We start from the raw sequence: 24,036 nt of genomic DNA on the forward strand, positions 1-24,036 counted from the left end.
ATAGGGTACTTATCGGGCTTGCCGTCCCGCAAGGAAAACCGCAACAATGTCCCGGCTACGCTGCATTAGTAGCTGTCGGGTTTGTTGCATGGTCTCTTTCAGCGACATCGGCCCGCCGGGCAGGCTGAACGCAGCGGTAATGCCGCCATCATAGACTTTGGCAAAGTCTTCATGCAAGGAACCGGCCAGCGCGATCAGCGGCACCTGATGCTTTTGGGTCAGGGCAGCAATGCCGGCTATGGTCTTGCCACGCAGGGTTTGTGCATCCAGTCGGCCTTCGCCGGTAATAACCAGATCGGCCTTTTGTATGTGTTCGTCCAGTCCTGCGTATTCCGCCACCACTTCTACGCCTGGCTTGAACACTGCTTGCAGATAGGCCAGCGCCGCAAAGCCCAGCCCGCCCGCAGCGCCGGCGCCGGGTTGCTCACGCACATCATGGCCGGTCGCCTGCGCTGTCATATCGGCAAAGTGCTCAGCGCTGCATCCAGAAACTGCACATCATCGGCGCTGGCCCCTTTTTGCGGGCCGAAGATGGCCGATGCGCCATGGTCGCCGCACAAGGGGTTGTTCACATCCGAAGCAATCAGCCATTCTGTTTTGGCAACCCGGGGATCCAGACCTGACAGATCAATGGATGCCAGGTCGTAAAGGGCGGCAGGCCCCTGTTCAAGTGCCTTGCCAGCCTTGTCCAGAAACCGGATGCCCAGTGCGCAGAGCAGGCCGGTACCGGCATCATTGGTAGCTGAACCGCCAAGGCCCAGCACAATCCGCCGGGCGCCCTGATCCAGGGCGGCAGTGACCAGTTGACCCAGCCCATAGGTGCTGCGCGCCGTACATCGCGCTTGTCTTCGGCAATTTGTTCCAGGCCTGCCGCGCTGGCCATTTCAATCACGGCGGTGTCGTCATGCAGCATAATCCAGGCGGCGGTAATGGGCTCGCCCAGCGCGTTGACGGTGTTCAGTGTCTGCAGCGGGGCGCCGGTGCTGCCGGCAATCGCTTCAACGGTTCCTTCGCCGCCATCGGCCATCGGCATCAATACCAGAGTGGCATCCGGGGCCACGGTCTTGATGCCATCGGCAATGGCCTGGGCCACCCCGGACGAAGACAGGCTCTCCTTGAACGAGTCCGGGGCGATCACGATATAAAGTGGTTCAGTCATCAAGAAAATCGTCCATGCAGAGCAGTTTCATGCTGTTGGTTGCACCGATCACGCCATAGTGGTCTCCCTGCAGGAGCAGCACCCAGTCGCCGCGATCGAGTGGTTGATATTTAAGCAGTTGCGCCATCGCGGCCCGCGCAACGTCGGTCTCCGTGACAGCGGCCGGATCAAAGTGCACCGGATATACACCACGGAACATGGCAACGCGGTTGCGGGTGCTGTCATGTGGGGTGAGGCAGTAAATGGGGACGCCCGAACGGATGCGCGACATGATAAGCGGTGTGTGGCCGCTTTCGCTCAGCGAGATAATGGCGCGCACCTGATGAAAATGGTTGGCCGCATACATGGCGGCCAGCGCAATGGTTTCATCAAAGCGTGTAAACGTCTCGCCAAGCCGGTGGCCCGATTGCGTGGTGGTCGGATGTTTTTCGGCGCCCACGCAGATGCGCGCCATGGCCTTGACCGTTTCCACCGGATACAGGCCCGATGCACTTTCACCCGACAGCATCACCGCATCGGTGTAATCGAGCACGGCGTTGGCAACATCGGACACTTCAGCACGGGTCGGGAAGGGATGATTGATCATCGATTCCATCATCTGCGTGGCAGTAATCACGAATTTATTCAGGGTGCGCGCGTGGCGAATGATTTTTTTCTGAATGCCGACAAGCTCGGCATCGCCCACTTCCACACCCAGGTCGCCGCGCGCAACCATGACACCGTCGCTGGCAGTAATCAATTCGTCAAGGGCCTGGTCATCGGCAACGGCTTCGGCGCGCTCTATCTTGGCAATGATCCAGCCGAACTGCCGGCTTCCCGAACCAGGCGGCGGGCTTCCTCCATATCGCGGCCATAGCGCGGAAAAGATACGGCAACAAAATCCACGCCAATCTCTGCGGCCAGTACAATATCGGCCTTGTCTTTTTCTGTCAGGCTGGGGGCAGACAGTCCGCCGCCACGGCGATTGATGCCCTTGTTGTTGGACAGCTCGCCACCTGTGGTCACAGTCGTGTAAACGTTCTGGCCTTCGATGCGTACCACTTCAAGAATGATCCGCCCATCGTCCAGCAGCAATTCATCACCCGGCCGGCAATCGGTAACCAGTTCGGGGTAATCGATGCCAACAATTTGTGCCGTGCCCTTGTCGTAAGGATAGTCGTTGGACAGGATGAATTCCTGGCCCAGTTCCAGCATGACTTTCTGGTTTTCAAAACGGGCGATCCGGATTTTCGGGCCTGCAGGTCGCCAGAATCGCAATATGCACGTCAAGCTTGGCTTCCAGCTTGCGGATGATCCGGGCGCGTTCGCGATGGTCTTGCGCGTCGCCGTGAGAAAAATTAAAGCGGGCAACGTTCATGCCCGCCAGAATCATGGCTTCGATCTGGGCCTCGGATGCTGTGGCGGGACCCAGTGTGGCAACAATCTTGGTACGACGTCTGGTGCTAAGCTGCGTAGTCATGTAGGCGATTCCTCGGACGGACTCAACGGCGGGCAGCCGTTATGCTATATGTGATAAACGGCTGAGCTCAACGCAGGCCGGTGCCGGCTGCAGTCAAATCTTTTCTCTCGATCAATTCGATTTTGTATCCATCCGGATCCTGCACAAACGCGATAACCGTTGAGCCGCCCTTGACCGGTCCGGCTTCTCGTGTAACGTTGCCACCGGCCTGTTTAACGGCCTCACAGGCGGCATAGGCATCGGGCACGCCGATTGCAATGTGGCCGTAGGCATCGCCCATATCGTATTCGGAAACGCCATGGTTATAAGTCAGTTCCAGTTCGGCCTGGTGCGGGTTGGCTTCAAAACCCAGGAAGGCAAGGCTGTATTTGTATTCGGGATTTTCCGAGCGTCGCAGCAGTTTCATACCGATAACATTTGTATAGAATTCAATGGATCGTTCCAGGTCGCCGACGCGTAACATGGTGTGTAGAAATTGCATGTTGTCCTCGCAATAAAGATGATGTGTTTGCGTCCCGCGGACGCGAGTTTCTATCATACACGATCGTTGCGCGCGCAACCGGCTCGCCACTGAGTTTGGATGGTTGTTTGCCTGCGGGCTAGTGCCAGTTTTGCAATTGTCATAAGCCGGTGTTCGAAGATGGTGCATCGCCGCGACGTCAGCGGCAAAAACAGGCAGCGCGTTACGTACAATGGCCGATTCAAACCAGCACGGTTTCAAACGATAATGCGGGGCTTGTGCTGCGAGACAGGAAACGGGTTGAGTGCGATCGCGCGGACACTGAATATCCGGCGGCCATCTCATTGTGGGTCAAGCCTGCAGGGCGGGCAGGGCAGACATATCAGTCGTTTTCAGTTTTTGCATGGCTGCCTCGTAACCCGGCAGTATCATGCCCACTTGTTGCCAGAAGCGTTCGCTGTGGTTCATCTGCTTCAAATGGGCAAGTTCATGCGCAATGACATAGTCAATGATATCGGGTGTGAAGTGGATCAGTCGCCAGTTAAGACGAATGCTGCCGCTGCTATTGCATGAGCCCCAGCGAGCGCGGGCGCGCGATAGCCGCCATGCTTGAAATTGCAGGCCGGCGTTGTTCGCAAGTACATGGATGCGCAGGTCAAAATACTGCTGCGCCTGCGTCTGCAGCCAGTGAGCCGCTGCGGCGCGCCGCTGTGCTGCACTGGCTTCGGCCGGCAAGGCAAGCCAGAGCGTGTCCTGGACCTGCGGGGCAAAGTGATCGCCATCAAAGCGAGCCTGGCGCGCGCCGGCATCAATGTCAATTGAAATAGTCGTGCCCAGATACGGCAGTTGCGTGCAGGCCAGCCAGGACTGTTGAGCCTGATCGGCGGTCTCGTTGCGCTGGCGCCAGAAATCCAGCTTCTTCTGGATCCATTCGGCTTTTTCCAGCACGGCCTCGTCAATCTGTTTGAGCGACACCCAATAGGGCGCCGTCACGCGCAACCCTTCGCTGCCTATCACAAAGCCGATACTGCGGCGTCTGCTGCGCGCCAGGGTAAAGGTAATGAGCCCGTGCACTGTAGCCACGGTGCGCAGGCGTGCGCCATCGGGCAGGCTCGGGCCAGGTGTGCGGAACAGTTCAGACTGCGACGTCATGATAGCGTTCGGGATTGAGCACGCGCATTTCACCTTCGATCCAGTCGCGAACTTCTTTCATGACTTCGTCGGGTGTCCTGCCTGCCGGTTCAATGGGTGGGCCAAAGGAAATGGTGACCAGACCCGGTTTTTTGGTGAACGGTTTTTTAGGCCAGCATTCCCCGGCATTATGCGCAACCGGTATGATCGGCGTGTTGGCATGGACCGCCAGTCGTGTGCCGCCCAGCTTGTAGGTGCCTGCCTGACCCGGCGGGATACGTGTCCCTTCAGGAAAGAGCACCGGAGCGCGGCCTTCGGCCAGCCGTTGCGTGCCGATTTCCATGACCTGCTGCATGGCGTTTTTCCCTTTTTGCCGATTGATCGCAATATTGCGCAAGCTGGCCAGACCCCAACCAAAGAAAGGAATGTAATTGAGTTCTTTTTTATAGACAAAGCATGCCGGTCGGCGTAAAAACCAGGCAAAAAACATAGTCTCGTAGGTAGACTGATGCTTGCTCAGATAAATAACCGGCGCATCGGGAACATGGTGCAGCCCTTTGACTTCGTAACGAATACCCACAAATATTTTGGCGGCCCAGATCACCATACGTGGCCAGCCAGCGGTATAGCGATAGCGCCAGATAAAGGGTAGCGGCAATACCAGCATGCAGCCGATGGCATAGGGTACAACGGTTACTGCCTGAAAAAGCAGAAAAAGAACAGAGCGCAGAAAGAGCATGATCAGGATTCCGTAAGCCAGCTTTCGACCACATCGGCCAGGGTAGGCCTGATTTGTACGGATTCGGGCAGACCGGGGTCGTTGCGGGTCTTCTGTCCGTTGCCGGTTTCCACCAACCAGGTCTGGCAACCGGCCACATGTGCAGCAGTGATATCCCTGAGGGAATCGCCGACGCACACGACTTCGCGCGCGGGCGCGTCGTAGCGTTTGAGTATTTCCAGGAACATGCCGGGCAATGGCTTGCGGCAATTGCAGCCGGCATCCGGCAGATGCGGACACATGAAAATGGCGTCAATGTGGCCACCCAGCGCAGCCAGTTGCTGGTGCATTTTCTGGTGGATGGCGGTCAGGTCATCAGGTGTGAATAACCCGCGCCCCAGGCCGGACTGATTGGTGGCCACAACCACTTTCCAGCCGGCACGGCTGAGACGGGCAATGGCTTCAAGGCTGCCGGGCAGGGCTACCCATTCGTCCGCAGACTTAATAAAGTCAGGCCGGTCTTCGTTGATGACGCCGTCGCGGTCAAGAATGGCCAGCTTCATTGGGCCAACCTTGAAATATCGGCCACCAGATTCATGGTGGCGTGCAATTGCGACAGCAAGGCCAGGCGATTGTTGCGAACCGCCGGATCATCGGCCATCACCATCACATGGGTAAAGAAATCATCTACGGCACTGCGAGTTTGCGCCACTGCAGCCAGGCTTTTCTCAAAATGCCCCTGGGCAGCGTCAGCACGTGCCGTTGCTTCGATCCCCTGCAACGCGTCGTACAGGGCCTTTTCTGCCGGTTCGGTGAAAAGGGAAGAGTCTATGGCAGGCAGGCTGCCGTCGGTTTTCTTCAGCAGATTGCCGATTCGCTTATTGGCAGCCGCCAGGCTTTCTGCTTCCGGCAACTGGGCAAACGCCGTTACGGCCTTGATCCTTGCGGCTACTTCCTGCAGTGCAGGCTGCACGGCGATCACCGCGTCCACCACTGATTTGGCATAGTCACCACTGAGCTGGTTGCGATATCGTTCATAGATATAGGTCAGCACTTCGTCTGCCGTGTCCGAATGTAGTGTGCCGGGGCTGAAGGTGCCCATGGCAAACACCAGTAATGCAGGCAGATTAAAACGTGTCGGGTTCGCTGCTGTGGTGGCCAGATAGCCGCCAGCCGCCAATTGTTCGACAGCACTGATAATGCCTAGCGCGGCGCGGCGCAGCCCGAACGGGTCGCGTTCGCCTGAAGGCTGCAGCCCGATGCCCCAGATGCCAACCAACGTTTCAATGCGCTCGGCAATGAACAGGACGGCTGATATCAGGTTATCGTCGTTGATGGGGGTATCAAAACGTGTGCGGTACTGGCCGTTGAGCGCCTGGACCACTTCGGCGGGTTCGCCGTCGGCCTGGGCGTAATAGCCGCCCATGATGCCTTGCAGCTCGGGGAATTCGCCAACCATATTCGAGGTCAGGTCGGCCTTGGCAAGCTGCGCTGCGCGATCGGCCAGGGCGACATTAGCGTTCAGATCTTCGGCAAGGCGAGAGCTGATGCGGCGCAGGCGTTCAATACGGTCATGCTGCGAACCGAGCTTGTTGTGATAGACGATATTGTCCAGTTGCGCGACCCGCGAGGCCAGCGGCAGCTTTCTGTCGGTCTCGAAAAAGAACTCTGCATCGGCCAGGCGCGGGCGGATCACTCGTTCGTTGCCCTGGACAATATGATGCGGATCGTCCACCTGCATATTGCTGACGATCAGGAATTTGTGAATCAGCTTGCCGCTGGCCGGATCGAACAGGGGGAAATACTTCTGATTCAGGCGCATGGTCAGAATCAGGCACTCCTGCGGCACGGCCAGAAATTTCTCATCGAATTGCCCGACATAAACGGTTGGGTGTTCAACCAGGGCGGTGACCTCGTCCAGTAGTGGCGTTACTTCTGCTTCGTCACCCAGCGAGGCGCCCAACGCCTTTGCGGACGCATCAAGCTGCTGGCGGATGGCGGTGCGGCGTGCTTCAAAAGAGGCAATGACACGGCCCTTGTCGGCCAGCGTCGCGACATAGTCATCTGCATGGGCCAGCGTGATGGGGCCTTCGCTCATGAAGCGGTGGCCGTGGGTACTATTGCCGGCTTCGATCCCCAGAATAGTGACGGGCAATACCGTGCTGCCGTGCAGGACCACCAGGCCATGGACCGGCCGCACAAAGCGTACGCTGGTCTGGCCGTCAGCCAGTTGATAACGCATGACCTTGGGAATGGGCAGGTCGGCCAATGCTGATTCAATAGCGGCCTGCAGCACGTTTTGCAATTGCGCGCCGGCAGCGGTGCCATGGGCAACCAGATATTCCTGCTTGCCATCGGATTCGCGGGCGAATTCTGCCGGCGTCAGGTGCGACAGATTCTTTGCCGCCAGTTTTTTCTGCAGGGCGGCTGTGGCCTGACCATTTGCATCCAGGCCTACCTTGACAGGCATGAGCTTTTCAGAAAACGGCTGGTCGGCAGCGACGGCCAGTACGCTGCTTAACTGCGCTGCCAGCCGGCGGGGTGTTGCATAGCATTGGGTCACGTTGTCGGGACCCAGCAGATGCTGCTTGGCCAGGGCCTGTGCGAGGCTGTCGGCGAACACTTGTCCGAGCTTTTGCAGGGCCCGCGGTGGTAATTCTTCGGTAAACAGTTCAACAAGTAAGGGCGAATTCATGATACTGCCTTGTTATTCTTGAGCATGGGGAAGCCGAGTTGCTCGCGTGAATCATAGTAAGCCTGGGCGACCTTGCGCGACAGATTGCGGATGCGACCGATATAGGCAGCACGTTCCGTAACGCTGATGGCGCCGCGCGCGTCCAGCATATTGAATGTGTGGGCGGCCTTCAGGACCGATTCGTAGGCGGGCAGGGCCAGCGGAATCTCGACCAGACGGGCGGCTTCCTTTTCATAGTCGTTAAAATGCGCAAACAACATATCTGTATTGGCATATTCAAAATTGTAGGTGGATTGTTCCACTTCGTTCTGGTGGAACACATCGCGATACAGCACTTGTTCACCATTGGGCCTCTCGGTCCAGACCAGGTCGTAAACGCTTTGTACATCCTGCAGATACATGGCCAGCCGTTCCAGGCCGTAGGTAATTTCACCCAGGGTAGCAGGGCAGTCCAGACCACCTACCTGTTGGAAATAGGTAAACTGGGTCACTTCCATGCCATTGAGCCAGACTTCCCAGCCCAGCCCCCAGGCGCCGAGTGTGGGATTCTCCCAATCATCTTCCACGAAGCGGATATCGTGTTCCTGGGGGTTGATGCCCAGCGCTTTCAGAGAGCCGATGTACAGATCCAGGATATCCGGCGGCGCCGGCTTGAGGACGACCTGGTATTGATAATAATGCTGCAGACGGTTCGGGTTTTCGCCATAGCGACCATCCTTGGGGCGGCGCGACGGCTGCACATAGGCAGCATGCCACGGCTCGGGCCCGATGGCGCGCAGAAACGTGGCAGTGTGCGATGTACCGGCTCCCACTTCCATATCGTAGGGCTGCAGCAGGGCGCAACCTTGGGTATCCCAGTATTCCTGGAGTTTCAGGATAATCTGCTGAAAAGTTAGCATGGACGGACTCAAGATAATTAGAAAAAGCTGAATCGCCGATTTTAACGGATTTGCTGCGGTATTCGGCTGTTTCTTGCGAGATGGCAACCATATGGGCGGATTTTGCGCGCGGAATGATTTAAAGTTCTGGTATCCCGAAAATGGCAGTCTGGAGATCTCATGTCTGAATTAATCAAGTCTGAAATACGCGGTCGCGTCCTTATTCTGACGATCAATCGTCCCGAGGCGCGCAATGCGCTCACCTACGACACTTCATTTGCGCTGGCCGATGCGCTGGATCGTTGATGCCGATGACAATCTGACCGTCGGTATTTTACGCGGTGAAGGCAATACCTTCTGCTCCGGCATGGATCTGAAGGAGTTTGCCCGTACCCAGCGCCGCGCGGTGGTTCCGGGCCGCGGGCTGGGCGGGCTGGCTGAAGCGCCGCCAGCCAAACCGCTGATTGCCGCTGTAGAAGGCTATGCCCTGGCCGGTGGATTTGAGCTGGCCCTGGCCTGCGACCTGATTGTTGCCGCCGACAACGCCAGTTTCGGGCTGCCTGAAGTCAAGCGTGGTCTGGTTCCCGGATCGGGCGGCATGTTGCGCCTGCCGCGCCGCCTGCCGTACCACGTTGCCATGGAAGCGCTGCTGACTGGCGATATGATTGCCGCCAAACGCGCGCACGCTCTCGGTTTGGTCAACGATCTGGTAGAACCCGGCACTGCACTGGAAGCTGCGTTAAAATTGGCGGAGAAGATCGCTGCAAATGGCCCGCTGGCAGTTCGTACGGTCAAGCAGATCGTGACCGAATCCCAGGACTGGCGCACAGATGACATGTTTGCCCTGCAGAATCCTCGCATGGCCCACATTTTTTCATCGGAAGATGCCAAGGAAGGTGCGACAGCCTTCGCCGAAAAACGTCCTCCCGTTTGGAAGGGCAGGTAATTTTTACTAGCAAATACATTCAATCATGACAACTGTAATCAAACAAGATGATCTGATCCAGTCTATTGCAGATGCAATTCAGTTCATCAGCTACTACCATCCGGCCGATTATATTCAGCACCTGGCGCGTGCTTACGAGCGCGAAGAAAGTGCGGCGGCCAAGGACGCGATTGCCCAGATCCTGACCAATTCTCGCATGTGCGCCGAGGGCAAGCGTCCTATCTGCCAGGATACAGGCATTGTGAATGTATTCCTGAAGGTGGGTATGGACGTGCGCTTCGACTTGTCCTGTACCTTGCAGGAGGCATGTGATGAAGGCGTGCGTCGCGGTTACCTGGACCCGGACAACAAACTGCGTGCGTCGGTACTGTCTGATCCGATTTTCGAACGCAAAAATACCAAGGACAATACGCCCTGTATTTTGCATGTGGAACTGGTGCCGGGCAATACGGTTGACGTGCAGGTCGCTTCCAAAGGCGGCGGCTCAGAGAATAAATCCAAGTTCGCCATGCTCAACCCCAGCGACTCCATTGTGGACTGGGTCTTGAAAACCGTGCCGCTCATGGGGGCTGGCTGGTGCCCGCCAGGCATGCTGGCATCGGCGTTGGCGGTACGGCTGAAAAAGCCATGCTGATGGCCAAGCAGTCACTGATGGAAGATATTGACATGTACGAACTGCTGGCTCGCGGCCCGCAAAACAAACTGGAAGAGCTGCGGATCGAACTGTATGAAAAAGTCAATGCGTTGGGCATTGGCGCGCAGGGTCTGGGTGGCCTGACTACGGTGCTGGATATCAAGATCAATACCTATCCGACCCATGCTGCCTCTAAACCCATCGCCATGATTCCCAACTGCGCGGCGACTCGCCACGTGCATTTTGTGCTGGACGGATCGGGCGTGGCGAACCTGACGCCGCCATCGCTGTCCGACTGGCCTGATGTTCACTGGGCGCCTGATTACAATGCCTCCAAGCAAGTGAACCTGGATACGCTGACCAAGGAAGAAGTGGCCAGCTGGAAGCCCGGCCAGACGCTGCTGTTAAACGGTAAAATGCTCACCGGTCGCGACGCCGCACATAAGCGCATTCAGGACATGCTGGCAAAAGGCGAACCGCTGCCTGTCGATTTCACCAACCGCGTCATCTATTATGTCGGTCCGGTGGATCCGGTGCGCGATGAAGTGGTGGGCCCTGCAGGCCCAACGACGGCCACTCGCATGGACAAATTCACCGACATGATGCTGGAGAAAACCGGTCTGATCGCGATGATTGGCAAAGCCGAACGTGGTCCCGTCGCCATCGACTCAATCAAGAATCATCGCTCTGCCTATCTGATGGCAGTGGGCGGGTCGGCCTATCTGGTATCCAAAGCCATTCGTGGCGCCAAAGTAGTCGGGTTCGAAGACCTGGGTATGGAAGCAATCTACGAATTTGATGTGAAGGATATGCCAGTGACGGTTGCCGTTGACTCCAGTGGCACTTCGGTGCACAAGACGGGGCCGCGTGAGTGGCAGGCAAAAATCGGTATTATTCCGGTGCCTGCATGATGTATTGAAGCTCCATTCAGGTGAAATAAAACGGCTTGCAGCCTGGCGCTGCAGGCCGTTTTTGTTTGGATCATCCGTTCGATGGGATTATGACGTTGCCAACGCCGCCATGGGGCCGCAGGTTCAGGCCGGATAAATGGGCTTGGCACACCTGAGGTTGCGGCAAAGGATTGTCATTATCGTCAACGCACCAGCCCCTGGGTTTTTAGCCAATCCTGAATCAATCCTGATATTTGCCGGGAATTGGTGTCCATCATGATCATGTGGCTGTTGCCGTGGATTCCCTTGGCCGGCAGATCCAGCAGATCACCTTGGCCGCCAGCCTGGTTCAAAGCAGCGCGGAATCGTTCCTGCCGCTCCTTGATGCTCTTCCAGAATGGATAGTCCTGAATGTAATCACCCCAGACCCATAGCATCGGCACATTGCGCAAAGGCGCCAGATCTGTTTTATCCGGGTCTGGCGAACCGCTGGGTTCGACCAACACCACCGCCTTGACTTTGTCCGGGTATTTCAGGGCCGATGTGAGCGCAAAATTTCCGCCCTGACTGTGCACAACAATCACGCATGGGCAGGCCTGCTGCACATACTGGTCATAGGCGCGCTGCGTGCGTTCGTCATTGGTCGCCCAGCGCGGTATGCTTTGCTTGGTGAACTGGTCAAAGTCGGCTATGGGGAACAGCGTACCTGGGATGGCCTGCCGAGATTTCGGATCGCTCGCATAGGTCTTGCCAATGCGGAACAATTCCCAGGCTTCCTTTTTGGTGCGAAACACCGGCTCTCCCTGGAAAATTTCAGGATAGCGTGCCCATGATGCGCGGCCACGTTCGACTGCATCGCTCACATACACACTCCAGCCGTCGCGCAGAAAATCCATTTCCCAGCCTGGTTTGCCGTCAGGTTTGGTTTCATACGTTGTACCGGATAGACCACCGCCGTGCCACATCAGCATAGGCACACTGGCCCGCGGATTTTCCAGGATGGTGTAACGCGTGTACATTTGTCCGGCGACGAAATCGCCATTGGGATTGAGCGTTACCGGAGGCGAGCCGGGGCTATACACCATTTTCTTGGTTGGCAAGCCTTTGAGTGTGACCGGCTCGCCACCGATGTGATAGCTGCCGACTTCCTTTACGTTTATCCCGCCAGTTTGCGCGCATCCGGCCAATAGTGCGATGGCTGGCAGCGCCACCGCTACAGTTCGCATAGCAATACCCATGTTGTCTCCTCTTGCGACGTAATCCCGGTGAACGCCAATGGCGCCATGCGCTCGGCCGCTTAACGAGTGTGCTAACACCAGGGTCAGTATTTATTTCGAATAATTATAAGCTGACCCTGGTTATGAGCCAGTCAGGTGTAGTGGATATTCGCTGCAACGTAAGCTGTGTCTACTTTGTGCAGCCCAAGGTTGCTGCAAGAAATAGAGCGATGATGACTTCTGGCGGAAAGATTATAGGCAAGCCGCTGTAGCTGCTGTAGCAAAAGGTCGCACAGCGATAAAACGCTCAGACGGTGCATTCAAGTACCATCGATGCAGAACGAACCAAGGTGCCGTAGTTGTAATTGGTTACACAATGATGTCTTATGACTCCCTTGCGAAGTCGCCAAGGTTGGGTATTTCCTAATTGTTTCCCTTATCTGCGGTCTGTAACCTTGCGCTGTTCAAGTCAGCCCCCGCATGATTGCGGCACGAGGCTGGCTTTTTACCTTATTTTCAAAGGAACTGTAATGAAGATAAATGCGACACGCATGATTCTGACAGCCCTGCTAGGTGGACTTGCGACAACAGCGCAGGCGGCAGGCACACTGGTCTATTGCTCAGAAGGCAGTCCGGCCGGTTTTGATACAGCACAGTACAGCGCAGGTACCGATTTCGATGTTTCTGCGGAAACGTTTATAACGGGCTGGTGGGGTTCGAGCGCGGTTCGACCGAAGTGATTCCGGCGTTGGCTGAAAAATGGGATGTTTCTGAAGATGGCCTGGTGTACACCTTCCATCTGCGTCCGGGCGTCAAGTTTCAGACTTCGCGCTTTTTCACCCCCACGCGCGGGCTGACGGCAGATGATGTGGTCTATACCTTCGAGCGCATGATGAACAAGGACCATCCGTTTCGCAAGGCCTATCCGACTGAATTTCCGTACTTTACCGATATGGGCATGGACAAGAACCTGAAGTCGGTGGAAAAAGTGGATGACAAGACAGTCAAATTCACGCTCAATGAAGTGGATGCCGCTTTTGTGCAAAATATGGCCATGCCGTTTGCCATTATTCATTCCAAGGAATATTTGGAAAAGTTGCTGGCAGACGGAAAGCCGGAGATGATCAATCAGCAGCCACTGGGTACCGGACCGTTTATTTTCGAGCGCTACCAGAAAGATGCGCAAATCCGCTACAAGGCCAACAAAGATTATTGGGACAAGAAAGAGGGTCCGCTGGTGGATAATCTGATTTTTGCCATCACCAAAGATCCTTCTGTACGCGCCCAGAAGCTCAAGGCCAATGAGTGCCACCTGGCTTCATACCCCTTGCCGGCAGATGTTGAACGCCTCAAGCAGGATCCCAATCTGAAAGTGCAGTCCAATCCTGGCTTTAACGTGGGTTTCATTTATTACAACACTGAAAAAGAGCAATTGAAGAAACCCGAAGTGCGTGTAGCGCTGGACATGGCCATCAACAAACCGGCCATTATCAAGGCGGTCTACGGCGGGCAGGGTGTACTGGCCCATGGCCCCATGCCGTCCAGCCAGTGGTCCTATGATGACACGATCAAAAGCCGTCCGACAGACGTGGCCAAAGCCAAGGAATTGCTGGCCAAAGCGGGTTACCCCGATGGGTTTGACATGGGCTTGTGGTCTTTGCCCGTGGTGCGTCCCTATAATCCTAATGGCCGTCTGATGGCAGAGATGATCCAGTCCGACTGGGCCAAAATCGGCGTCAAGGTCAAAATCAGTACCTATGAATGGGGCGAATACCTCAAGCGCGCCAAACAGGGTACGCATGACGCCATCATGGTGGGCTGGACCGGCGATAATGGTGACCCGGACAATTGGCTGGGCAACCTGTTGTCCTGCAACTCGGTAGGCGGTGTCAACTATTCTCGCTTCTGTTATAAACCGTTTGATGATCTGGTGGTAAAAGCCAAGCGCGTCACCGACAAGCAGGAGCGCACCCAGCTGTACAAGGAAGCCCAGAAAATCTTCCATGAACAAATGCCCATGTCGCCCATCGGCACCTCGATTGTGAACGTCCCCATGAACAAGAAAGTCGAAGGCTTCAAGATCAGTCCTTTCGGTCTCTTTCAATTCTATGGCGTCAGTCTGAAGTAACGATTTCGACTATAGTAGGAGTCAAAACGAAGGCTATCCCGCGAGGGAGGCTTTCGCTTTGTCATTTGTTTTTTCAGGACACGCGTAACAAACCGGTCATATCTCATATGGCCTGAGTGTCCACGGAGGCTGGCCTCATGTTTTCCTTTATTCTCAGGCGTCTGGCGATTCTGATTCCGACATTTTTCGGTATCACGATCCTGACGTTTCTTCTTATTCATATGATTCCCGGTGATCCGGTGATGACAATGCTGGGTGAGCGCAATGTTGACCCGGAAATGTACAAATCCATCATGGCCCGGCTTGGGCTGGACCAGCCGCTGCATATTCAGTATCTGAACTATCTGGGTGGTTTGCTGCAGGGCGACTTTGGTCAAGTCTTTTTCCAGCCAGAGCAGTGTCTGGGGCGAATTTGCAGCCCTGTTTCCGGCCACGCTGGAGTTGGGCATCTGTGCCTGTTGTTCGGCTCGATCTTCGGTATTTTGCTGGGCGTGCTGGCTGCCATCAAGCGCGGCACATTCCTGGATCACGGCGTCATGGGTCTGTCGCTCACTGGTTACTCCATGCCGATTTTCTGGTGGGGCCTGATGCTGATCATGCTGTTCTCGTCCTATCTGGGCTGGACCCCGGTCTCTGGCCGCATCAGCCTGACCTACGATGTGCAGCCCTATACCGGCTTCATGTTGATCGATTCGGTGATCGCGCAGATACAGGATCCGGAATACAACAGTGGCGCGTTCCTGGATGCGGTTATGCACCTGATCCTGCCGTCTGTCGTGCTGGGTACCATCCCGCTGGCGGTTATCTCGCGGATGACCCGCTCTTCCATGCTCGAAGTCATGGGCGAAGATTATGTCCGAACAGCCAGGGCCAAAGGCTGTCGCCACGACGAGTCATCTTTGTCCATACGTTGCGCAACGCAATGATTTCCGTGGTGACAGTGATCGGCCTGCAAATCAGCACGCTGATTGGCGGCGCCGTGCTCACGGAAACCATTTTCTCCTGGCCAGGCATTGGCAAGTGGCTGGTTGACGCCATTTTCCGACGCGACTATCCGGTGGTGCAAAATGGTCTGTTGATCGTGGCCGTCCTGATTATCCTGGTCAATCTGGTAGTAGACATCGTTTATGGTGTTGTCAATCCGCGGATCCGTCATGCAAAATAAGGACGACATCATGAATCCCCTCTCTTTGACTGACACCCATGTCGCAACGACCGGTGCGATCACGTATCCGTCTCCGCTGCGCGAGTTTATCGTCAGCTTTTCCAACAACCGTGGCGCGGTTGCCGGCTTCTGTTTTCTGGTGCTCATGGTGCTGGCCGCCGTGCTGGCGCCCTGGCTGGCTCCGTACGATCCCCTGATGCAGTTTCGCGATCATATGCTGCAACCGCCGGCCTGGCAGCAAGGGGGTAGCGCCGCCTATCTGCTGGGCACCGATGAGGCGGGGCGGGACATTCTCTCGCGACTGATGCATGGTGCACGGCTGTCGCTGGTCATTGGTTTTTCAGCTGTGATTATCACACTTGTGCCGGGCATTCTGCTTGGCCTGCTGGCGGCTTTTTTTCCGAATACCGCAGGGCGTGTGCTTATGCGCATGGCCGACATCATGATGTCTTTGCCTTCGGTGCTGCTGGCCATTGCGATCATGGCGGTGCTTGGTCCCGGTATCACAAATGCAATGATTGCAATCGCGGTCGTGGGTTTGCCCGGCTATATGCGCATCGTGCGGGCCTCGGCCATGAGCGAACTGAGCAAGGACTACGTCATGGCATCCAGGGTCACTGGCGCTGGTGTAGTGCGTCTGATGTTTATCACTGTGCTGCCCAACTGCATGGCGCCGCTGATCGTGCAGGCGACGCTGGGGTTCTCCTCGGCTATTCTGGATATCGCAGCCCTGGGCTTTCTGGGGCTGGGTGTGCAGCCGCCGGCACCCGAGTGGGGCACCATGCTTGCCACGGCGCGCGATTACATTACCAGTGCCTGGTGGGTGGTCACCTTTCCCGGCTTGACCATTCTGCTTACAGTACTGGCCATCAATCTGGTGGGCGATGGCCTGCGCGATGCGCTGGATCCCAAACTGAAACGCGCGGCATAGGAGGCACGAATGAGTTTATTGAACATCCGTAACCTGTGCGTGCGATTTGGCACCAAGGACAAACCCTTTCTTGCTGTCGACGGCGTTGATTTGACTGTAGACCAGGGCGAGCTGCTGGGCATTGTGGGCGAGTCCGGTTCGGGCAAGTCGGTGTCCATGATGGCCATGATGGGTTTGCTGGACGGGCAGGGTACCGTGACTGCGGAGCAGATGCTGTTTGACGGGCAGGAATTGTCTGCATTGACTGCCAGGCAGAAGCGCAAGATTATCGGCAAGGATATTGCCATGATTTTCCAGGATCCGATGACCGCGTTAAACCCCAGCTATACCGTGGGCTTTCAGATTGAGGAAGTGCTCAAGGTGCATATCGGCCTGGATCGCAAGGCCCGTCGCCAGCGCGCCATTGAGCTGATGCGCGAAGTGGAAATTCCCGATCCTGAGCGCAGACTGTCGGCGTACCCCCATCAGTTGTCCGGCGGCATGAGTCAGCGTGTGGCCATTGCCATGGCGATTGCCTGCGAGCCGCGCCTATTGATTGCCGATGAGCCGACGACTGCGCTGGATGTGACGATCCAGGCGCAAATCATGGACTTGCTGCTGCGTTTGCAAAAAGAACGCGGCATGGCTCTGCTCATGATTACGCACGACCTGGCTGTCGTCTCGGAAGTCGCGCAGCGTGTAGTGGTCATGTATGCAGGACAAGTTGCTGAAACCGGTGCAGTGCGGGACGTTTTTTTTGAGCCGGCGCACCCATATACGCAGGCGTTGATTGCCTCCATTCCCGAATCGTGCCGTGGTTCTCGGCGTTTATCCACACTGCCTGGTATGGTGCCGGGGCAATACGATCGTCCGTCGGGCTGTCTGCTCTCTCCGCGCTGTCCTATCGCCCAGGAGCGTTGTGTGCGTGAGCGTCCGGAACTGATCAGCTATGCCGACAGGGCAGTGCGCTGTCATACACCGCTGGTGCCCTTGCAGGAAATCAAGTCATGAATGATATCGTATTGAAAACAGAAAACCTGACGCGCTATTATGATGTGTCGCAAGGGTTTATGAAGCCGCGTGCCACGCTCAAGGCGCTCAATGGCGTGTCGCTTTCATTGCAGCGGGGCAAAACCCTGGCGGTGGTGGGCGAATCCGGTTGCGGCAAATCGACGCTGGCGCGGCAGATCACCATGATCGAAGCCCCGACCTCCGGGACATTATGGCTCGACGGGGATCAGGTGGATGCCGGATCGTCGTCACAGATCAAGGCCTTGCGCAGCAAGGTGCAAATGGTGTTTCAGAATCCCTATGGTTCGCTGAACCCGCGCCGCAAGATTGGCGATCAGCTGGAAGAGCCGCTGATCATCAATACCAGCCTGAAAAGCGCCGAGCGCAAGGAGCGCGTGCGTGACATGATGCAGCGCGTTGGCTTGCGCCCCGAGCACTATTATCGTTACCCGCATATGTTCTCTGGCGGTCAGCGCCAGCGTGTGGCTATTGCCCGCGCCATGATGCTGCGCCCCAGTATCGTCGTGGCCGATGAACCTACTTCGGCACTGGATGTATCCATCCAGGCACAGGTCCTCAATCTTTTCCTTGATTTGCAGGATCAATTGCATACGTCATATGTGTTCATTTCCCATAATCTGTCGGTGGTGGAGCATGTCGCTGACGAGGTCATGGTGATGTATCTGGGGCGGGTTGCAGAAAGCGGGCCGAAACAGACTTTGTATGAAAAGCCATTGCATCCATACACGCAGGCGCTGCTGTCGGCAACACCTTCGATCTATCCGGAAAAACGGACCGTGAAGATCAAGATTGAAGGTGAATTGCCGTCGCCGTTGAATCCTCCTTCGGGATGCACGTTCCATAAGCGCTGCCCACATGCGGTGGCACAATGCAGTGATCAGGAGCCGGTATTGCGTGAAGTGGCGGGTCGGCAGGTTGCCTGTCATCTGGCCGAGCAGTTCGTGTAAGCCACTGTGGCGGCGTGCAAGCGGATGCGGTTGTGCGTATTAGGCCGCTGCAGTAAGGCCGCCCAGATGCTCGCTGAAAGCACGCGTGGTCGATCAGTTAAGTGGTTTTATGATTGTTGGAGTACACGATTACACCATTGCGCCAGCCCGGGATTGCGTTATCGTCTGTGCGTCAACTTGGCCGGTCCGTGTAACGGCGATACAGGGCTATCGGCTGTGCGTCGCATTCGGCCAGCCACTGGCTGATAGGCCGCCCATGCAGCGCCATGTCAGGCGCAATATCCAGCAACGGGCGCAGTACAAAAGCGCGCAGGTGCATGCGCGGGTGCGGCAAAATCAATTGCGTGGTGTCCTGCACCAGATCGTCATAGCAGAGGATGTCCAGGTCCAGCGTGCGCGGCGCATTGCGATAGGGGCGAGCCCTGCCATGGTTCAGTTCAATGGCCTGCAGCGCTTGCAGCAAGTCCGGTGCAGACAACTCGGTGGCCACCCGGGCCACGGCGTTGATGTAATCGGGGCCAGACGAGTCTATCGGGGCCGTTCGGTACAGGTCTGAAACCTGATGCAAAACACTACGGGGCAGGGCGGCGATATCGTCCAGGGCCCGATACAATGTGTCTTCGCTTTCGCCCAGGTTCGACCCCAGGCCAATATAGGCGGTGTGCACGGGGCTAAGAAGCCGCTGGGCGGCTTGAGCTTGTGTTGCCGGAAGCACTATCGCCGCCGGTGGGGTTGCCTTTGCTCGCATTGCTGCGCCGTTTGCGCCGCTTGCGTGGGGCGCTTGCCGGCCCGGCCGCCTGTTGTTCTGCAGTAAGCGCTTCAATCATTTGCGCACGATCTCCAGGATTGGCATCGGCCAGATCCATCCACCATTGCGCCAGCACGCTGTCAAATTCATTGCAGGCAGCACGCAACTGCAGGAAATCACACGCAGCCCGAAAGCGCGGTTGCTCGGTCATGCGCCAGATCTGTTTGGGTATGCGGCGTTCAAAGCGGGGCTGCATAAACCAGATCTCCCGCATGTCTGCAGTGTGCCGACGCTGGATGGCCATTTTACTGATGTGGGTGTCGATCACCAGATCGGCCGCCTGGCTTAGCGCCGGTATCGGATGTTCCTTGCGCTCCAGGTTTTTCTTCCAGTTGATATCGACCAGTCGCCACAGCAGCGCAGCAAACAGAAAACTCGGGCTGACCGATTTGCCGGCACGCACGCGATGGTCGGTGCGCTCCAGCGTTAGTTGTACGAATTGCTCACCGCCAGGTTGTCTGAGCACCTGATCGATCAGCGGCAGGACGTTTTCGTGCAGCCCTTCCTTGCGCAGTTGCTCCAGCGCGACAATCGCATTACCACAGGTCAGCAGCTTGAGCGTCTCATCAAACAGGCGCGAGTCCGGCACGTTTTTTATCAGACCGGCCAGCTGGCGAATCGGGGCCTGTGTTGCCGGCTCAATCGTGCCATTCAGTTTGGAGGCAAAGCGCACGGCGCGCAACATGCGCACCGGATCTTCGCGAAAACGCTTTTCCGGGTCGCCGATCATGCGCACCAGATGATTTTTCAGATCGGCCACGCCGTTATGATAATCAATGACGGTTTCCTTGACCGGATCGTAATACAGGGCGTTGAGCGTGAAGTCGCGCCGGGCAGCATCCTCCTGCTGCGTACCGAACACATTGTCATTCAGAATACGACCATCGGCATCGGTGTGCTGGTCCCCTTGCGAAGGGGCGCGAAACGTCGACGTCTCGATGATTTCCTGGCCGAAGACGACGTGCACCAGCTGGAAACGCCTGCCAATGATGCGGGCACGCCGGAACAGCGGGCGGATTTCTTCGGGTGTGGCGCTGGTGGCAACGTCAAAATCCTTGGGCTCGTAGCCCAGGACCAGGTCACGCACTGCACCGCCAACGATGAATGCATCGTAGCCCTTTTGCTGCAGTACTTCGCACACCTTGATGGCATTGCGCGAGACCAGGCGTCGGTCAATCTTGTGCTGCTCGTGGGAATAGACCCGGTGCTTATCTTTCAGGACGGGCGCGGCAAAAAGCCGGCTGACGAATGTGCGAATGGTATTTTTGATCATGTGATTGTTTTTGTTGGTCCCTGTTATTGCAAAGGAAATAGATCCAGCACCGGCCAGCCATTTTTATTTGCCAGTTCGCGTAGCGGCGGTACCGGGTTGGTTGCAACCGGATGGGTTACCGCTTCAAGCAGCGGGATATCGTTCTGGGAGTCGCTGTAGAACCAGCTCTCAGTAAAGTGCTCAAGAGTCAGGCCCATGCTGCTTAGCCATTCATTGACGCGAATGACTTTGCCATCCTGATAACTGGGCGTACCCACAACCTTGCCGGTGTAGCGGCCGTTTTTGTATTCCGGCACCGTACCGATAACATGCGGAATGCCAAAGGCCCGGGCAACCGGCGCGATGACAAATTCATTGGTGGCCGACACCAGGCAACACAGGTCGCCCTGTTCCAGATGTTTTGCCACCAGGCCACCGCCTTGTCGCGCATGGCGGGCCTGACCACTTCATGCATGTACTGTTCGTGAAAACGCGCCAGTTCATAAGGTGTATGCAGGTTCAGAAAACTCAGCATGAATTCGACCGATTCTTCTATTTTCAGCGTACCCGCCGTGTATTTTTCCATGAGTTCATGGTTTTTTGCCTGCACCACCTTGGGATCGCCACCCCAGCCATTGCGGGCCAGGAAATCTACCCAGTGTCGATCAGTATCGATTGGCAGCAGGGTATGGTCAAGGTCAAACAGGGCGAGTCGTTGCGTCATAGTCAAATAGATGTATTTTTCAGGAATGTCTGGATTGAAGGTAGGATTTTAACAAGGGAACGGTGATTGATCGCTTTTCAGCAAGCGAATAGCGATCAAGGGCGTCAAGCAGCGATGACAAGGCACTCATATCACGGGCGTAATAGTTGAACATCCAGTTGGTTACCTCGGCGCTAAGCGGGATGCCTTTGTCTGATGCACGCTGCAGCAGCGCGCTACGGCGTTCATCGTCGGTCAGGGTCTCAAGGCGATAAACCAGGTCCCAGGCAAGGCGCGTGCGCAGGTCTTCGCGTATGTCCAGCTGGCGGGGAGCACAGGGCCGCTGGCCAGAAGGGTAAAGGCTTCGGGTGTATGCTGGTGGGTTTTCCACTGGTTGAACAGGCCGAACAAAGCTGCCGCCTGTGCTTCGGACAGGTTCTGTACGTCGTCCACTGCGATGATGCTGCCGGGCGCGACGGGTTCGCCCGGATCTGGCAGGATATCGGTTGCCGTATTCAGGTAGAGACCGTGCTGACGGGTGGCAGCACGCAGCAAATGGGTCTTGCCGCTGCCGTGTTCGCCCCAAAGATAGATGCTCTGTCCGGCGCCAGCGCCAAGCAGGCGGCTGACCGTTTCGCCATTGCGACCCGTCACGAAATTGTCGAAACGGGGAGGTACGACCGGCAGGACGTCCAGGATAAGTTGTTCTTTCATGTCTTGTAAAAATCACTGCGACGATACTGGCCGTAAACACGGCGGATCAGCACCGACAGGGCGGCGCTGATGGGCAGGGCCATCAGCACCCCGAAGAAACCGAAAATCTGTCCGAAAACGAACAGAGCAAAAATAATGACCAGTGGATGCAGGCCGATACGTTCGCCCATGATTTTGGGCGTCAGCACCATGCCTTCCAGAATCTGCCCAAGCCCATAGACGATAGCCACGGAAATCAGGCCATAATAATTGTCAAACTGCAGTAGCGCCGACAGAATGGCCAGCAACAGGCCGAAGGTGACACCCAGATAGGGAATGAACACCAGCATGCCGGTCAATACCCCGATCGGAATCGCACTTTCGAACCCCGCCAATGACAGGCCAACACTATAGTAGACGGCCAGGATCAGCATGACCAGGATCTGGCCGCGTAAAAAGCTGGATAACAGGCGATCAATATCGCGAAATACGCTAAGGGTACCATCCAGATAGCGTCGCGGGATGACTTCACGGATAGACAGAATGAACTTGTCCCAGTCAAACAGCAGATAAACCAGTACCACGGGTGTGATCAGCAGGTTTACAAAAAAGAAAATGACAGCCGATCCGCTGGACTTGGCGTAGGTGATAATGGTTGTTGTCAGGCTGTCGGTGCCGGTGATGGCATCCTGCAGCACTTCCCGAATCTTCAGGATGTCGATCTCTGCAGATACGCCAAACAGATGGTTCAGGCGAGGCGCCAGGTTGATATTGTACTGCGCAACCCAGCCGGGCAACTGTTCAATGGCCATCCCCACTTCCTTGCGCACCAGTGGAATGACAATCAGCAGCACCCCCAGGATGACGGCAAGTAACAGAAAAAACATGATGCCGACGGCCAGCCAGCGTGGTAATTTGAGGGCGACAAGCATATTGACGCCGGGCACCAGAATGTAGGCTAGCGCCATGCCAAGCATGAATGGTGTCAATACGGGCGACAGGACATACAGGAGAACGAGTAGTACCAGGCCGACTCCTGACCAGAGAAGGGTCTGTTTCCGGCGCAAAATATATTCGTTCATCGTAAAATAAGGCCTTCCTGTTCGATTAATTGACATTTTACATATTTAGGCAGCCTGCTCATGACAAATTCAAACAAATCTTCCTTAACGTATCGCGATGCGGGGGTAGACATCGACGCCGGGGATGCGCTGGTTGACCGGATCAAGCCGCTGGCGGCCAAAACCATGCGCGAAGGCGTCATGGCGGGCATTGGCGGTTTTGGGGCGTTGTTTGAAGTGCCGAAGAAATTTCGCGAGCCCGTGCTGGTTTCCGGAACCGACGGTGTTGGCACCAAACTGCGCCTGGCTTTTGAGTGGAACCGCCATAGTACAGTAGGCATAGACCTGGTGGCCATGAGCGTTAACGATATCCTGGTGCAGGGTGCAGAACCGCTGTTCTTCCTGGATTATTTCGCTTGTGGCAAATTGTCGGTCGACACCGCCGCCCAGGTGGTGGGTGGTATTGCCAAGGGCTGCGAGTTGTCCGGTTGCGCCTGATCGGCGGAGAAACGGCTGAAATGCCGGGCATGTATCCCGACGGCGAGTATGATCTGGCCGGTTTTGCCGTGGGCGCGGTCGATAAATCGGCCATTATCAACGGCAAAAGCATTGTTGAAGGCGATCGCATCCTGGGCCTGGCCTCCAGCGGCGCGCATTCCAATGGTTTTTCGCTGATTCGCAAGATTCTGGAGCGCGCCGGCGCCCGTCCGGATGATGATTTCCACGGCCAGCCACTGGGTGACGTGGTCATGGCGCCCACCCGCATCTATGTAAAACAGGTGCTGGCGGCGCTGGCCCAGCATGGCACAGCGATCAAGGGTCTGGCGCATATTACCGGTGGCGGCCTGCTTGACAACGTCCCGCGCATTTTGCAGGAAGGCCTGAGCGCGCGTATTGAAAAAGCCGCCTGGACGCTGCCACCCCTGTTCCAGTGGCTGCAGCAGGAAGGGCAGGTTGCAGACACTGAAATGCATCGCGTATTCAATTGCGGTATTGGCATGGTGATCGTGGTTGCCGCCGATCAGGCTGCGGCCATTACGGCAACCCTGCAGGAACAGGGCGAAACCGTTTTCGATCTGGGCCAAATTGTACGCCAGGAAGAGGGCATGCCTCAGGCTGTGGTGGTCTGATACACTGCGGGCCGGCAGGC

The 24,036-nt window shown here is 56.5% G+C and carries 16 protein-coding genes and 8 pseudogenes; 9 read left to right on the forward strand and 15 right to left on the reverse strand.

Annotation, left to right across the window (positions count from 1 at the left end):
* Nucleotides 1-9 precede the first annotated feature (9 nt).
* The 8 genes and pseudogenes from TKWG_RS26965 to glyQ form a co-directional block, all read right to left on the reverse strand.
* A pseudogene (locus tag TKWG_RS26965) lies at nt 10-1,159 on the reverse strand (glycerate kinase).
* Nucleotides 1,152-2,618 (reverse strand): annotated as a pseudogene (pyk, locus tag TKWG_RS06640) (pyruvate kinase). The pseudogenes TKWG_RS26965 and pyk overlap by 8 nt, the downstream one beginning before the upstream one ends.
* A 67-nt stretch (nt 2,619-2,685) precedes the next feature.
* Nucleotides 2,686-3,099: a lactoylglutathione lyase gene (gene gloA / locus TKWG_RS06645; RefSeq protein WP_014750115.1), complete on the reverse strand. Its 414-nt coding sequence runs from the start codon at nt 3,097-3,099 to the stop codon at nt 2,686-2,688.
* A gap of 330 nt (nt 3,100-3,429) precedes the next feature.
* On the reverse strand, nt 3,430-4,230 hold the full coding sequence (locus TKWG_RS06650; RefSeq protein ID WP_014750116.1) for a M48 family metallopeptidase: 801 nt from the start codon (nt 4,228-4,230) through the stop codon (nt 3,430-3,432).
* A complete protein-coding gene (locus TKWG_RS06655) occupies nt 4,214-4,948 on the reverse strand; it encodes a lysophospholipid acyltransferase family protein (RefSeq protein WP_014750117.1) in 735 nt (244 codons plus the stop codon). The genes TKWG_RS06650 and TKWG_RS06655 overlap by 17 nt, the downstream gene beginning before the upstream one ends.
* A 2-nt stretch (nt 4,949-4,950) precedes the next feature.
* Nucleotides 4,951-5,490, reverse strand: a complete 540-nt coding sequence (gmhB, locus tag TKWG_RS06660; RefSeq protein WP_014750118.1) for a D-glycero-beta-D-manno-heptose 1,7-bisphosphate 7-phosphatase — start codon at nt 5,488-5,490, stop codon at nt 4,951-4,953.
* Nucleotides 5,487-7,622, reverse strand: a complete 2,136-nt coding sequence (glyS, locus tag TKWG_RS06665) for a glycine--tRNA ligase subunit beta (protein ID WP_014750119.1) — start codon at nt 7,620-7,622, stop codon at nt 5,487-5,489. The genes gmhB and glyS overlap by 4 nt, the downstream gene beginning before the upstream one ends.
* Entirely contained in the window at nt 7,619-8,521 is a 903-nt protein-coding gene (gene glyQ, locus TKWG_RS06670) for a glycine--tRNA ligase subunit alpha (RefSeq protein WP_014750120.1), read from the reverse strand. The genes glyS and glyQ overlap by 4 nt, the downstream gene beginning before the upstream one ends.
* Nucleotides 8,522-8,680: 159 nt before the next feature.
* On the opposite strand from glyQ, the pseudogene TKWG_RS06675 reads away from it, so the two are divergent.
* From TKWG_RS06675 to TKWG_RS24705, 3 genes and pseudogenes are all read left to right on the forward strand, one after another.
* Nucleotides 8,681-9,446 (forward strand): annotated as a pseudogene (locus TKWG_RS06675) (crotonase/enoyl-CoA hydratase family protein).
* 25 nt (nt 9,447-9,471) lie between these two features.
* Nucleotides 9,472-10,265: pseudogene (locus tag TKWG_RS24700) on the forward strand (fumarate hydratase); the annotation flags it as partial.
* Between the two features lie 21 nt (nt 10,266-10,286).
* Nucleotides 10,287-10,991: a fumarate hydratase C-terminal domain-containing protein gene (locus tag TKWG_RS24705; RefSeq protein WP_238534392.1), complete on the forward strand. Its 705-nt coding sequence runs from the start codon at nt 10,287-10,289 to the stop codon at nt 10,989-10,991.
* A 182-nt stretch (nt 10,992-11,173) separates the two neighbouring features.
* On the opposite strand, the gene TKWG_RS06685 is transcribed toward TKWG_RS24705, so the two are convergent.
* Nucleotides 11,174-12,208 (reverse strand): alpha/beta fold hydrolase, encoded by a 1,035-nt coding sequence (locus TKWG_RS06685; protein ID WP_014750121.1) that lies wholly within the window; start codon nt 12,206-12,208, stop codon nt 11,174-11,176.
* A 509-nt stretch (nt 12,209-12,717) separates the two neighbouring features.
* On the opposite strand from TKWG_RS06685, the pseudogene TKWG_RS06690 reads away from it, so the two are divergent.
* The 5 genes and pseudogenes from TKWG_RS06690 to TKWG_RS06710 all read left to right on the forward strand — a co-directional run bounded on the left by TKWG_RS06690 (nt 12,718) and on the right by TKWG_RS06710 (nt 18,369).
* Nucleotides 12,718-14,315 (forward strand): annotated as a pseudogene (locus TKWG_RS06690) (ABC transporter substrate-binding protein).
* Between the two features lie 137 nt (nt 14,316-14,452).
* Nucleotides 14,453-15,480 (forward strand): annotated as a pseudogene (locus TKWG_RS06695) (ABC transporter permease subunit).
* A gap of 10 nt (nt 15,481-15,490) precedes the next feature.
* Nucleotides 15,491-16,411 (forward strand): ABC transporter permease subunit, encoded by a 921-nt coding sequence (locus TKWG_RS06700; protein WP_050981550.1) that lies wholly within the window; start codon nt 15,491-15,493, stop codon nt 16,409-16,411.
* Nucleotides 16,412-16,420: 9 nt separating this feature from the next.
* Nucleotides 16,421-17,401, forward strand: coding sequence for an ABC transporter ATP-binding protein (locus TKWG_RS06705; protein WP_014750123.1), 981 nt, complete (start codon nt 16,421-16,423; stop codon nt 17,399-17,401).
* Nucleotides 17,398-18,369: a peptide ABC transporter ATP-binding protein gene (locus TKWG_RS06710; RefSeq protein WP_014750124.1), complete on the forward strand. Its 972-nt coding sequence runs from the start codon at nt 17,398-17,400 to the stop codon at nt 18,367-18,369. The genes TKWG_RS06705 and TKWG_RS06710 overlap by 4 nt, the downstream gene beginning before the upstream one ends.
* Nucleotides 18,370-18,541: 172 nt before the next feature.
* Here the strand turns inward: TKWG_RS06710 and folK are convergent, their stop codons facing one another.
* The 6 genes and pseudogenes from folK to TKWG_RS06735 all read right to left on the reverse strand — a co-directional run bounded on the left by folK (nt 18,542) and on the right by TKWG_RS06735 (nt 22,907).
* On the reverse strand, nt 18,542-19,084 hold the full coding sequence (folK, locus tag TKWG_RS06715) for a 2-amino-4-hydroxy-6-hydroxymethyldihydropteridine diphosphokinase (RefSeq protein WP_238534327.1): 543 nt from the start codon (nt 19,082-19,084) through the stop codon (nt 18,542-18,544).
* Nucleotides 19,041-20,450: a polynucleotide adenylyltransferase PcnB gene (pcnB, locus tag TKWG_RS06720; protein WP_014750126.1), complete on the reverse strand. Its 1,410-nt coding sequence runs from the start codon at nt 20,448-20,450 to the stop codon at nt 19,041-19,043. The genes folK and pcnB overlap by 44 nt, the downstream gene beginning before the upstream one ends.
* 23 nt (nt 20,451-20,473) lie before the next feature.
* Nucleotides 20,474-21,153: pseudogene (locus tag TKWG_RS06725) on the reverse strand (HAD family hydrolase).
* A 19-nt stretch (nt 21,154-21,172) separates the two neighbouring features.
* A complete protein-coding gene (locus TKWG_RS26970; protein WP_407636915.1) occupies nt 21,173-21,454 on the reverse strand; it encodes an HdaA/DnaA family protein in 282 nt (93 codons plus the stop codon).
* Nucleotides 21,388-21,846: a DnaA/Hda family protein gene (locus TKWG_RS23200; RefSeq protein WP_148274490.1), complete on the reverse strand. Its 459-nt coding sequence runs from the start codon at nt 21,844-21,846 to the stop codon at nt 21,388-21,390. The genes TKWG_RS26970 and TKWG_RS23200 overlap by 67 nt, the downstream gene beginning before the upstream one ends.
* A complete protein-coding gene (locus tag TKWG_RS06735) occupies nt 21,843-22,907 on the reverse strand; it encodes an AI-2E family transporter (protein WP_014750129.1) in 1,065 nt (354 codons plus the stop codon). Before TKWG_RS06735 ends, TKWG_RS23200 begins: the two co-directional genes overlap by 4 nt.
* A 60-nt stretch (nt 22,908-22,967) precedes the next feature.
* On the opposite strand from TKWG_RS06735, the pseudogene purM reads away from it, so the two are divergent.
* Nucleotides 22,968-24,016: pseudogene (purM, locus tag TKWG_RS06740) on the forward strand (phosphoribosylformylglycinamidine cyclo-ligase).
* Nucleotides 24,017-24,036 lie beyond the last annotated feature (20 nt).

Origin of the sequence: Advenella kashmirensis WT001 (genome assembly GCF_000219915.2) — a bacterium.
Lineage (GTDB): Bacteria > Pseudomonadota > Gammaproteobacteria > Burkholderiales > Burkholderiaceae_B > Advenella > Advenella kashmirensis.

Excerpts from the sequence above, each read along its gene's own strand:
- gloA (WP_014750115.1), bottom strand. The coding sequence starts at position 3,099 with ATGCAATTTCTACACACCATGTTACGCGTCGGCGACCTGGAACGATCC.
- TKWG_RS06650 (WP_014750116.1), bottom strand. The coding sequence starts at position 4,230 with ATGACGTCGCAGTCTGAACTGTTCCGCACACCTGGCCCGAGCCTGCCC.
- TKWG_RS06655 (WP_014750117.1), bottom strand. The coding sequence starts at position 4,948 with ATGCTCTTTCTGCGCTCTGTTCTTTTTCTGCTTTTTCAGGCAGTAACC.
- gmhB (WP_014750118.1), bottom strand. The coding sequence starts at position 5,490 with ATGAAGCTGGCCATTCTTGACCGCGACGGCGTCATCAACGAAGACCGG.
- glyS (WP_014750119.1), bottom strand. The coding sequence starts at position 7,622 with ATGAATTCGCCCTTACTTGTTGAACTGTTTACCGAAGAATTACCACCG.
- glyQ (WP_014750120.1), bottom strand. The coding sequence starts at position 8,521 with ATGCTAACTTTTCAGCAGATTATCCTGAAACTCCAGGAATACTGGGAT.
- TKWG_RS24705 (WP_238534392.1), top strand. The coding sequence starts at position 10,287 with ATGATTCCCAACTGCGCGGCGACTCGCCACGTGCATTTTGTGCTGGAC.
- TKWG_RS06685 (WP_014750121.1), bottom strand. The coding sequence starts at position 12,208 with ATGGGTATTGCTATGCGAACTGTAGCGGTGGCGCTGCCAGCCATCGCA.
- TKWG_RS06700 (WP_050981550.1), top strand. The coding sequence starts at position 15,491 with ATGAATCCCCTCTCTTTGACTGACACCCATGTCGCAACGACCGGTGCG.
- TKWG_RS06705 (WP_014750123.1), top strand. The coding sequence starts at position 16,421 with ATGAGTTTATTGAACATCCGTAACCTGTGCGTGCGATTTGGCACCAAG.
- TKWG_RS06710 (WP_014750124.1), top strand. The coding sequence starts at position 17,398 with ATGAATGATATCGTATTGAAAACAGAAAACCTGACGCGCTATTATGAT.
- pcnB (WP_014750126.1), bottom strand. The coding sequence starts at position 20,450 with ATGATCAAAAATACCATTCGCACATTCGTCAGCCGGCTTTTTGCCGCG.
- TKWG_RS23200 (WP_148274490.1), bottom strand. The coding sequence starts at position 21,846 with ATGAAAGAACAACTTATCCTGGACGTCCTGCCGGTCGTACCTCCCCGT.
- TKWG_RS06735 (WP_014750129.1), bottom strand. The coding sequence starts at position 22,907 with ATGAACGAATATATTTTGCGCCGGAAACAGACCCTTCTCTGGTCAGGA.